Source organism: Microbispora sp. NPDC046973 (assembly GCF_040644495.1).
Classification (GTDB): domain Bacteria; phylum Actinomycetota; class Actinomycetes; order Streptosporangiales; family Streptosporangiaceae; genus Microbispora.
The window spans coordinates 1-11,117 of record NZ_JBEYWQ010000032.1 but is presented as its reverse complement, the minus strand read 5'-3'; the positions used below and the strand labels follow the sequence as shown (position 1 = coordinate 11,117).

The window sequence follows — 11,117 nt, the reverse complement described above, 5'->3', positions numbered from 1 at the left end:
CCTCGCTGCGCACCCGGGGGTCGATGACCGTGTAGAGGAGGTCGGCGGCGATGTTCGCGACGACGACCGCCGTCGTGATGAGCAGGAACGCCCCGCCCATCAGCGAGTAGTCGCGGTTGTTGATGCTGTCGATGAGCATCAGCCCGAGACCCGGGTAGTTGAAGATGCGCTCGATGAAGATCGCGCCGCCGAAGAGCAGGCCCAGCGAGAGCGCCAGGATCGTGAACAGCGGCAGGATCGCGTTGCGCGCCACGTAACGGAAGATGATCGACCGCTTCATCCCCCGCAGCTCGGCGGCCAGGATGAAGTCGTCGCCGAGCACGGTGACCACGCTCGACTTCATCGCGAGGATCCACCCGCCGTAGCCGGCCAGCGCGTACGTGACGACCGGCAGGGTGGCGTGCTGGACCAGCGAGCCGATGTAGTCGGCGGTGAAGCCGGGGTCGATCACGATGTCGGCCGTCCCCCCTGCGGGAAGGATCGGGATCAGCGTGGTGAAGATCGCCCCCAGCAGCAGCGCCAGCACGTACTGCGGGACGCCGTGCAGCAGCGACCCGGAGATCGCGAGGAGGTCGCCCAGCACGCCGGTCCGCTTGATCGCCGCGTAGACGCCCATGACGACGCCGACGAGGAAGCTCAGCAGCGTCCCGGCGAGCACCGGGATCACGGTCCACTTGGCGGCCGAGAACAGCACGGTGGACACGCCGGCGCCGGGCACGGACAGCGACTGCCCGAGGTCGAGGTGGGCCAGCCCGCCCATGTAATCGAGGTACTGCTCCCACAGGCTGCCCTTCGGCGTGAAGCCGTAGAGCGCCTCGACCGCGCGCTGGGCGGCGTCGGGCGCCATGCCCTGCTCGACGAGCTTCTGGTAGCGGGCGGCGAGCGGGTCGCCCGGGACGCTCCTGATGATCAGGAAGCTGATCGTGGTGACGACCAGGATCATGACGAACCCGCGGGCCAGATGGCCCGCGAGCCGCCGGAGGAGAACCGCCATGGACTACTGCTTCTTCTTGATCATGCCGAGCTGGATCCAGACGCCGGAGGGCTGGCGCAGCAGGTCGCTGTCGTCGGGCGGGAAGCCGGTGAAGCGGTTGGTGTTGACGAACTGCGTGTTCACGTAGTCCCACAGCTGGATGACCGGCAGGTCCTGGTTGGCCGCCTTGGCGAGCTTGCCGATGACCGCCTTCTGCTCGTCGCCGCTGACGCTGTTGAGCTGCGCGGTCAGCTCACCCGGGTTCACCGCGCCGACACCCTCGACGTCGATCGTCTCGGGGCCGCCCATCCAGTTGCCGTCCTTGCCGGCGGCCGAGTGCTTGACCTTGCCGCCGAGGATGTTCCAGCCGTTGGAGGTGCCGTACAGGCGCTGGAAGATGTTGTACGGCGCGGGGCCGAGCGCGATCAGCCAGAAGCCCAGGTCGTACTTGCCCTCGGCGAGCTCGGACAGATAGAGCGGATAGTCGGCGGTGGTCACCACCTCGGCGTCCACGCCGGCCGTGGTGAGCTGGCTGGTGATCGCCTTGGCCGCGGAGACCCAGTCGGAGAACGGCGCCGGGATGTGGATGGTCACCTTCCACGGCTTGCCGTCGGCCAGCGTCCACTTGCCGTCCTTCTTCTGGAGACCGGCCTCCGTGAACTCCTTGTCCGCCTTGGCCGGGTCCAGCTTGTACGGCTCCAGCGCGTCGAGTTCGGCGCCGAGCCATTCCCTGGCGGCCTTCTGGTGGATCCCCGAGGTGGTCACGGCCGCCGTGCCGCCCTCCGGGGAGGCGATCTGCGTGACCTCCTCACGGTTGATCAGGTAGGCCAGCCCGCGCCGCACGTGCACGTTGTCGTACGGCTTCTTCGCCTGGTTGAACGCCAGCGAGACGGCCACCGGGGAGTAGCCCTTGATGACCTGGTTGCCGGGCGTCGCCTTGATGCGCTTCATCACGTCGGCGGGCACCGCGGTGAACGGGGCGTTGTCGAGCTTGCCGGAGGTCAGGTAGTTCCAGATCTGCTCGTTCCCGGTGGTGTTGAGCAGCTTGAGCTGGTCGGGTGCGACGTTGGCGGCGTTGTAGAAGTTCGTGTTCTTCACCAGCAGCGCCTCGCCGGGGTTCATCCGCTTGAGGACGAACGGCCCGGCCGACACGTCCTGGGCCGGGGCGAACGCGAGCACCTTCTCCGACAGCGCCTTGATCTGCCCGCGCGCCGCCTCCGCCTCCGGGCCGTCGCCGCGGGCGGCCTTGAGCGTGTCCCAGAAGTCGGCGGGGACGACGCTCTGCCACACATGCCGGGGCACCACGAAGGCGTCCATGACCCCGCGCACGAACGTGACACTGGGGTTCTTCATGTCCTGGGAGATCTTGATGGTCTTGTCGTCGACGACTTCGACGTCCGAGGCGGCGCCGGCCGCGCCGGGGTCGACCGCGAAGGCGGTGCTGCCCTGGGTGTAGGCCAGCGCGATGGAGAACTTGACGTCCTCGGCGGTGACGGGCTTCCCGTCGGACCACTTGTTGCCCGGCTGCAGGTGGAGGGTGATGGAGGAGTTGTCCGGCGCGATGTCCCAGCTCGCCGCGATGCCCGGATAGAACTGGTTCGGGTCGGTGAGGGTGTTCTTCGCCCAGGCGATCCTCATCGCGTTGTAGCCCCAGAACGCGTTGCCCTTGGGGTTCCACGGGTTGATCGGCGCGTTGACGTCGAGCGACGGCTTGTTGATGTCGACCGTGGTGTAGACGCCGCCACCGCCGCCGCCTGTGGAGTTCCCGTTCGTGCCGCCGCCGCTGCATGCCGCGACGGCCGCGAGGCTGAGCAACGCCGCGACCGCTGTCAGACGTTTCATTGACCGCTCCGGGGGGTTGTGCTGATGCGGATCTTGTCCGGACCTTATGCGGCGGCCCAAGCTTAGGTCAATAATCTGCAAAACTCGTGAGGGTTCTGCAACTTTCCTTCATTCGGATCACGGCGAAACCGAGCGCCGCGACCGCCCGCCCGAAGTGGCGGTCTTCTCTCCGGCCGGTCAGCGAACTGTTACTGGTCGCCTCCACACGATCACATTACGTTGCGAGCAAAGGCCCCGCCCTACGAGGAGGACTGGCGTGAAGTCCATCGCCCGATTCTGTGGCAACTGCAGCTGCGGCTGCCCCGAACTGTTCGTGGACGCCTCCGCCCCGGCTGAGCGTCAGGTCGTCATCACCGACGACTTCGGCCAGAAGGTGGAGATGAGCCTCGACCAGCTCGGCTCGCTCGTGGAGGCGGCGAAGACCGGCGCGCTGGACGACCTCGCGCTCACCGGCTGACCGTGAACCCGGCCGCCCTGTTCGCCGGGGGCCTCGCCGCCGGCTTGGCCGCGGGCACGGCGTCGTGCGCCGCGGTCCAGGGCGGCCTCCTCATCGGCCTCGTCTCCCCGTCCGGCAACCCCCACGGCCCGTCGCGCGGCCTTCCGCCGGTTGCGGCGTTCCTGACCGGCAGGCTCGCCGCCCACACCGCCCTCGGGGCGCTGCTCGGGCTGGTGGGCGCGATCGTCCAGGTCGGCCCCCGCACCCGCGCGGCGCTGCTCGTCGCCGCCGGAACCGCGGTGGTCGTCCTCGCCGTACGGATGCTCCGCCGGCGCAGCGAAGCGAACTGCGCGCCGGCGGGGAAGGGGCCCGCCTCGGAGAGCGGCCGCCACCCGCCCTCTTCCGCCTGCGGCGCCGGATCCCCGGACCCGGCCGAGCCGGGCGGTGCGCGCCCCCCGGCTCTCGTCCGGGCGGCGGCGCTGGGCATGGCCACGATCTTCGTGCCCTGCGGCGTCACGATCGGCATGGAGGTCGTGGCCGTCTCCGCGGGGTCGGCGCTCGGGGGCGCGGCCGCGCTCGCGGGGCTCGCCCTCGGCACGGCTCCCGCCTTCGCCGCCCTGGGACTGCTGCTGCGCACGCTCGCCTCGACCAGGCTGGCCGCTCTGGCGGGCATCGCGGCCCTGGCCGCCGGGCTCTTCACCGTCGGCTCCGGCCTGCGGCTCGGCGGCTGGCTGCCGGACTTCTCGCTGCCGCAGTTCGGCTCTCCCGCCGCCGCCGCGGGCCGGGCCCTCACCGGGACCGACGGCGTCCAGCGGCTCACGATATGGGCGACCGCGGAGGGCTTCCGGCCCGGCATCGCCGTCGCCGCCGCCGGCCGGCCCGTCGAGATCGCCTTCAGGACGAAGGACAACCGGGGCTGCACGCGCACGCTCGCCATCGACGACCACGACGTCGTGCTCCCCGTGACCGGCGAGCGCGTGGTGCGGCTCGCGGCCCACCCGGAGGGGCGGCTGCGCTACGCCTGCGGGATGGGCATGTATGTGGGCTTCGTCAGGTTCGAGCGCTCTTCCTGACCGTCAGCGGGATGCGCCCGCAGGGTGAGGCGCACGGCCTCGGGCGGTCACCCCAACGTCTTACCAATAACCCTCCGTAACGACTCCGTTACGTGTCACCCTGTCTCCCATGACACTAGTGGGAGCGACGGAGGCGACCGCGTGGCCCGGGATACCGGTCCCGCGTACCCCTGAACCCCTGGACCCGGCCGAGGCGAACCTGGTCGACAGGGCCCGCGACGGCGACCGCGACGCGGCGCACCGGCTGGGCCGGCTGTGCGCGGAGCGCGACGACCGACTGGGCGCCCGGCACTGGTGGGAACGGGCGGCGCGGGCGGGCAACGTCGACAGCGCCTACAACCTGGGGCTGTGGCACCGCACGCACGGAACGACCGAGGAGGCCATCGGCTGGTTCGAGCTGGCGGCGGCCACCGGCGACGCGGACGCGGCGACGAATCTGGCCTCGCTGCTGCTGGAGCGGCGCGGCGACACCGACGGAGCGCGCAAGTGGTTCGAGCGGGCGGCCGAGGACGGCTCCCGCCACGCGGCCCGGCGGCTGGCCCTGCTGTGCGAGGACCAGGGCGACGGCATGGGCGCGCGGCGCTGGCACTTCAGGGCGGCCGTCGACGGCGACCTGCGCTCGGCCCACGACCTGGGGTTCCTGGGCTACGCCGCGGGCGACGAGGCCGAGGCGCTGCACTGGTGGGAGTACGCGGCGCGCGGCGGCCACGCGGAGGCCGCCTATCACATGGCCCTGCTCCTGCACGCGGCCCGCGACGAGAAGGGCGCGGAGGCGTTCTACCGGCTCGCCGTCCGCGCCGACCACTCCGGCGCGGCCTTCCGGCTCGGCGACATGGCGCTGTGCCGGGGCGACCTGCCGACGGCGCGCGCCTGCTTCGAACGGGCGGCGAAGACCGGGCGGCCGGACGCGCGGCGGATGGCCGGCCTCGTCTGCGCCCGGATGGACGACAAGCCGGCGGCCGCCCACTGGTACGGCCGGGGCGCGGCCGACGACCCCGAGGCCGCCTTCCGCTTCGGGCTGCTGCTCGTCGCGGAGCACAACGACCTGAAGGGCGGGCGCCACTGGTTCAGGCGGGCGGCCGAACGCGGGCACCACGGCGCCATGGTCGAGCTGCGGACGCTGCTGCCCCTGCTCGGCGCGTCGCCCGAGGCCGAGGAGTGCCTGCTCGACCCGGCCCCGCCCTACTGGAGCCGGCCTGCCGAACCCGCGCAGGCCGCGCGCGCGGAACTCGCCGTGGCGGCGGCGCGCAGGCGCGGCGACCCGGCGGCGGAGCCCGCGGACCTGGTCGAGATCCTCGGCACGTGGGATTTGGTGACAGGGGATCTGGTCACAGGAGACCTGGCCGCGGGGAATCCGGTCACCGGGGATCTCGTCACCTGCGGCCTGTCCAGCACCGACTCCCCCAGCGGCGTGTTACCCGCCGGGGACGAGGTGAGCCCGGCGGACACCGTGGGGTGGCTCGCACGCGCGAGCGGGCTGCACCGGGCCGCGATCGAGCATCTCGGCCTGGTGCGCGCGACCCTGCTGCGGCCGGGCACGGCCCCGCTGCCCACTCCGGCCGAGGTCGAGCACGTGCTCGGCACCGCGAGGGATCTGCGCAGGCGCCTCGGCCTGCGCTGATCCCCCACGTCCGCGGTCAGGCGGCGAGGATCTCCGCGACCGGCGTGCACGGCAGGTCGTGCGCCGCCGCGACCGGCTCGTTGGTGAGCACGCCGGCGTGGGTGTTGAGACCCAGGCCGAGCGCCTCGTCGCCGCGCAGCGCGTCCTTCCAGCCCTTGTCGGCGAGCTTGACGGCGTAGGGCAGGGTCGCGTTGGTCAGGGCGTAGGTGGAGGTGTTGGCCACCGAGCCCGGCATGTTCGCCACGCAGTAGAACACCGACTCGTGCACGCGGAACGTCGGGTCGTCGTGCGTGGTCGGGCGGGAGTCCTCGAAGCAGCCGCCCTGGTCGATCGCGATGTCGACGAGCACGGAGCCCGGCTTCATGCGGGAGACCAGCTCGTTGGAGACGAGCGTCGGGGCCTTGGCGCCCGGGATGAGCACGGCGCCGACGACCAGGTCGGCCTCGATCACGGCCCGCTCGATCGCGTACGACGTGGAGACCAGCGTCTTCAGCCGGCCCTGGTAGATGGCGTCGATGAAGCGCAGCCGGTCGATGTTGACGTCGAGGATCGTCACGTCGGCGCCCATGCCGACGGCGATCTGCGCCGCGTTCAGGCCGGAGACGCCGCCGCCGATCACGACGACCTTGGCGGGGGCCACGCCGGGCACCCCGCCGGGGAGCACGCCGCGGCCGCCGTTGAAGCGCATCAGGTTGTACGCGCCGACCTGGGGAGCCAGCCGCCCGGCGACCTCCGACATCGGGGCCAGCAGCGGCAGGCCGTTGCCGACCTGGACGGTCTCGTACGCGATGGCGGTCGTGCCGGCCGCGAGCAGCGCGTCGGTGCAGGGCCGGGAGGCGGCCAGGTGGAGGTAGGTGAACAGGATCTGATCCGCGCGGAGCCGGTGGTACTCCTCCGCGATCGGCTCCTTGACCTTGAGGATCATCTCGGACTCGGCCCACACCTCGTCGGCGCCCTCGACCAGCTTGGCGCCGGCCGCGAGGTACTCCTCGTCGGTGATGTGGGAGCCGAGTCCGGCGCCGCGCTGGACGCTGACCTCGTGGCCGTGACGGACGAGCTCGTGGACGCCGGCCGGGGTGGCGGCGACGCGGTATTCGTGGTTCTTGACCTCGGCGGGCACGCCGATCTTCATGAGTTGTGTCCTTTCAAGCGGTCACTCGTCACGGTCGCCCCCTACCCGGCCGCACGAGCTCGATGGTCTACAGGCGGGCCCACGCCTCGGTGAGCACCGAACGGAGGATCGACTCGATCTCGTCGAACTCCTTGGGGCCGCAGATCAGCGGCGGGGCGAGCTGCACGACCGGGTCCCCGCGGTCGTCCGCCCGGCAGTACAGGCCGGCGTCGTACAGCGCCTTCGAGAGGAAGCCGCGCAGCAGGCGCTCCGACTCCTCCTCGTTGAACGTCTGCTTGGTGGACTTGTCCTTGACCAGCTCGATCCCGTAGAAGTAGCCCGAACCGCGGACGTCGCCGACGATCGGCAGGTCCAGCAGCCGGTCGAGGGCCGACTTGAACACCGGCTCGTTGGCCGTGACGTGCTCGAGCAGCCCCTCCCGCTCGAAGATGTCGAGGTTGGCCAGGGCGACGGCGGCCGACACCGGGTGGCCGCCGAAGGTGTAACCGTGCGCGAAGGTCTCGCTGCCGTGCTTGAACGGCTCGAACAGCCGCTCGGAGGCGATCATCGCGCCGATCGGCGAGTAACCGCTGGTCAGGCCCTTGGCACAAGTGATGATGTCCGGCACGTAGTCGAACTTCTGGCCGCCGAACATCGTGCCCAGCCGGCCGAAGGCGCAGATGACCTCGTCCGACACGAGCAGCACGTCGTGGGCGTCGCAGATCTCGCGCAGGCGCTGGAAGTATCCGGGGGGCGGCGGGAAGCAGCCGCCGGCGTTCTGCACCGGCTCGACGAAGACGGCGGCCACGGTGTCCGGGCCCTCCATCTCGATGGCCTTGCCGATCTGGTCGGCGGCCCAGCGGCCGAACGCCTCGGCGTCCTTCTCCAGGCCGGGGAAGCCGGAGATCTCGTCGGCGCGGTAGAGGTTCGTGTTGGGGGCCTTGATCGCGCCGGGCACCAGCGGCTCGAAGACCTGCTTGAGCGCCGGGATGCCGGTGATCGACAGCGCGCCCTGCGGGGTGCCGTGGTAGGCGATCGAGCGGCTGACGACCTTGGTCTTCAGCGGCTTGCCCTTGAGCTTGTAGTACTGCTTGGCCAGCTTCCAGGCCGACTCGACGGCCTCGCCGCCGCCGGTGGTGAAGAAGACGCGGTTGAGGTCGCCGGGGGTGAGCTCCGCGAGCCGTGCGGCGAGCTCGGCGGCCTTCGGGTGCGCGTACGACCACAGGGGGAAGAACGCGAGCTCCTGGGCCTGCTTGGCGGCGGCCTCGGCCAGCTCGGCGCGGCCGTGGCCGACCTGGACCACGAACAGTCCGGCCAGGCCGTCGAGATACCGCTTGCCGTGGATGTCGTAAACGTAGGCGCCCTCGCCGCGCACGATCATGGGCACCTCCCCTCCCTCGTAGGAGGAGTGGCGCGTGAAGTGCATCCAGAGATTGTCCTGTGCGGCCTTGAGAACGTCGGGGCGCGTCATCGCAACCTTCCCTCGGTGATCCGTCGCTGTTGGACAGTGTGCATGCCGCTTCCGCGTTTTGCCAAGTGATTACGTGGCGTCACTGTGAAAGAAGTTCGAATTCCGTGACATCGACATGTAACGGCAACGAAATCCGTCACGGTAGATTGAAGCCGCGCAGCCGCGGGAGATGGGTCGGCCGGACCTGTGGTCAAATGGGGTCCACCAGCCGGGAAGATCCACGTACATCCGGGAGAACGCCGTGACACCAGAGGAGATCGAGCGCGCCGTCGAGGAGGGCATGCCGCAGACGGTCGAGGACCTCAGGCGCCTGGTCGCCATCCCGTCCGTCGCGTTCCCCGGCCACTCCGAGGCCCCGGTCCTGGAGGCCGCGGCGCTCGTGGAGCGGCTGCTGCGCGCCGCCGGCCTTCCGCACGTCCGGCAGATCCCCATCGAGGGCAGCTTCCCCGCCGTCTTCGCCGAGGCGCCCGCCCCCGACGGGGCCCCGACCGTGCTGCTCTACGCGCACTACGACGTGCAGCCCGCCGGAGACCTCGCCCTGTGGCGCACTCCGCCGTTCGAGCCCACGGTCGTCGACGGCATCATGCACGGCCGGGGCGCGGCCGACGACAAGAGCGGCGTCATCACCCACGTGGCCGCGCTGCGCGCCTTCAACGGCCGGTTCCCGGTCGGCGTGAAGGTCATCATCGAGGGCCAGGAGGAGTACGCCGGCGAGCGCCTGGAGGCGTTCGTCGAGGCCAACCCCGACCTGCTGCGCGCCGACGCCATGGTCATCGCCGACGTGGGCAACCCCGAGGTGGGCGACCCCGCGATCACCACGTCGCTGCGCGGCATGGCCGCGTTCACCGTGGAGGTCCGCACGCTCGACGAGGCCGTGCACAGCGGCGCGTTCGGCGGCGCCGCCCCCGACGCGCTGGCCGCGCTCATGCGCATGCTGACCGCCCTGCACGACGACCAGGGCAACGTACGGGTGCCCGGGCTCGAACCGGGGTCCTTCCCCGGCGAGGCTCTCGGCGAGGAGGAGTTCCGCGCGCTCGCCGGGGTGCTCGACGGCGTGTCGCTGGTCGGCGACGGCTCGCTCGCCGACCGGCTCTGGGCGTCGTACGCGATCACGGTGACCGGGCTGGACGTGCCGACGGTGACCGGCGCGATCAACGCGGTTCAGGCGGTGGCCCGGGCCCGCGTCACGATCCGCATCCCCGCGAGCGGGAACGCCAGGCAGGCGCTGAACGACGTGACGGCCTTCCTGGAGAAGGTCGCCCCGTGGGGGGTCAAGGTCTCCTTCGGCGACTTCGTCAGCGGCTCGGGCTTCCAGATCGAGCCGGGCGGCCCGGCGATGAACGCCGCGGAGCGTGCGCTGGAGCGCGCCTTCGGCCGGACTCCGCGCCAGGTCGGTCAGGGCGGCTCGATCCCGCTGGTGGCGGCCCTCGCCCGGCAGTTCCCCAAGGCCGAGATCCTGCTGTACGGCGCCGAGGACGACGGCGCCTCGATCCACGCCCCCAACGAGCGGCTGGTGCTGGACGAGCTGAAGCGGATCATCACGACCGAGGCCCTGTTCCTCGCCGACTACGGCGGCTGGCACGGCGCGGCCTGACGGCGCGGCGAATCGACGTGGAAGGCCCGATGGCCGGGGGGACCACCGGGCCTTCCGTCTTTCTCGTGCTTACTGGTAGTGGATGTCGGAGGAGCTGTAGATGCAGTTCGTCCCGTCGGCGCCGCTACCGATCTCCGTCGGCTCGCTGCCCTTCGGCACGCCCTTGTACTTCAGGCAGATGATCATCTTGTGGTCGGGGTCGTTCTTGATGGTGATGTTCGAGAAGCGCGCGGTGTCGCCCCAGTTGGTGTTGATGCCCGCGAGCGCCTTACCCGGATAGGTCGCCACGATGTTCGACATCTGGACGTGCCGCTGGTAGGAGTTCGTGCAGTTGCCGCAGGCGCGGTAGAGCTTCCCGAAGTTGTCCACCTGGAAGTTCTTGATGACCATGGTGCCGGGCCCGTTGTGCTGGAACACCTTGTCGGAGGCGCTCCTGGCGCCGCCGCCGTCGATGGTCATGACCTGCGACGACGAGCTGCCCAGCAGGGTCGCGGCGTCCTCGCCGACGTCCTCCCACCAGACGTTCTGCAGCGTGCAGTTGCCCAGGCAGTGGATGCCGTCGGCCCCGGGCGAGCCGATGATCACGTTCTTGAGCGTCGCGCCGTTGGCCAGCTCGAAGATCGGGTCCTGGCTCTCGCTCTGCCCGCCGTCGCCCATGGCGCCGCTCGCGTAGTAGCGCCGCAGGCCGCCGTCCATGGTGCCGGAGACGCTGATCGTGCTGGTGACCGCCTGCGAGCCGTTCGCGCTGGGCCAGCCCGACGGCGGCGTCGGGTTGGTGCTCGGCGTGGGCGTCGGGCTCTTCGTCGGCGTGGCGGTGGGGGTGGACGACGGCTGGGATCCGGCGGGTTGGAGGGTCCACTGCTTGGTGGACACCGAGTCGCAGGAGTTCTGCTGCACCGGCGCGCCGGAGGAGGTGGAGTTGTCCTTGGTGTTCAGGCACTTGTCGCTGTTGGCGTTGATGAGGCCGTAGCCGGAGCCCGAGGCGGTGAGCTCCCA

9 protein-coding genes are annotated in these 11,117 nt (G+C 70.8%); 4 read left to right on the top strand and 5 right to left on the bottom strand.

Annotated elements, in window-relative coordinates:
* A partial coding sequence (locus ABZ860_RS35865; protein ID WP_357229158.1) for an ABC transporter permease occupies window positions 1-994 on the bottom strand: 994 nt, incomplete at its 3' end.
* A gap of 3 nt (window positions 995-997) precedes the next feature.
* The gene (locus ABZ860_RS35860) at window positions 998-2,815 is read right to left on the bottom strand and encodes an ABC transporter substrate-binding protein (RefSeq protein WP_357229155.1); all 1,818 of its coding nucleotides are present in this window, start codon (window positions 2,813-2,815) and stop codon (window positions 998-1,000) included.
* A gap of 256 nt (window positions 2,816-3,071) precedes the next feature.
* On the opposite strand from ABZ860_RS35860, the gene ABZ860_RS35855 reads away from it, so the two are divergent.
* From ABZ860_RS35855 to ABZ860_RS35845, 3 genes are all read left to right on the top strand, one after another.
* On the top strand, window positions 3,072-3,272 hold the full coding sequence (locus ABZ860_RS35855) for a hypothetical protein (protein ID WP_143737724.1): 201 nt from the start codon (window positions 3,072-3,074) through the stop codon (window positions 3,270-3,272).
* A 2-nt stretch (window positions 3,273-3,274) separates the two neighbouring features.
* Window positions 3,275-4,324, top strand: a complete 1,050-nt coding sequence (locus ABZ860_RS35850) for a sulfite exporter TauE/SafE family protein (protein WP_357229152.1) — start codon at window positions 3,275-3,277, stop codon at window positions 4,322-4,324.
* A gap of 109 nt (window positions 4,325-4,433) precedes the next feature.
* Window positions 4,434-5,945, top strand: coding sequence for a sel1 repeat family protein (locus ABZ860_RS35845; protein ID WP_357229149.1), 1,512 nt, complete (start codon window positions 4,434-4,436; stop codon window positions 5,943-5,945).
* Window positions 5,946-5,961: 16 nt separating this feature from the next.
* Here ABZ860_RS35845 and ald read toward each other — a convergent pair whose 3' ends face one another.
* Both ald and ABZ860_RS35835 read right to left on the bottom strand, forming a co-directional pair.
* Complete coding sequence (gene ald, locus ABZ860_RS35840) at window positions 5,962-7,077, bottom strand: alanine dehydrogenase (protein ID WP_357229146.1); 1,116 nt, start codon at window positions 7,075-7,077, stop codon at window positions 5,962-5,964.
* A gap of 67 nt (window positions 7,078-7,144) precedes the next feature.
* On the bottom strand, window positions 7,145-8,527 hold the full coding sequence (locus ABZ860_RS35835) for an aspartate aminotransferase family protein (RefSeq protein ID WP_357229143.1): 1,383 nt from the start codon (window positions 8,525-8,527) through the stop codon (window positions 7,145-7,147).
* Between the two features lie 241 nt (window positions 8,528-8,768).
* Here ABZ860_RS35835 and ABZ860_RS35830 point away from each other — a divergent pair, with 241 nt between their 5' ends.
* Window positions 8,769-10,121, top strand: a complete 1,353-nt coding sequence (locus ABZ860_RS35830) for a M20/M25/M40 family metallo-hydrolase (RefSeq protein WP_357229140.1) — start codon at window positions 8,769-8,771, stop codon at window positions 10,119-10,121.
* Window positions 10,122-10,190: 69 nt separating this feature from the next.
* On the opposite strand, the gene ABZ860_RS35825 is transcribed toward ABZ860_RS35830, so the two are convergent.
* Window positions 10,191-11,117 (bottom strand): pectate lyase (locus ABZ860_RS35825; RefSeq protein ID WP_357229137.1); only part of this gene is annotated, 927 nt, incomplete at its 5' end.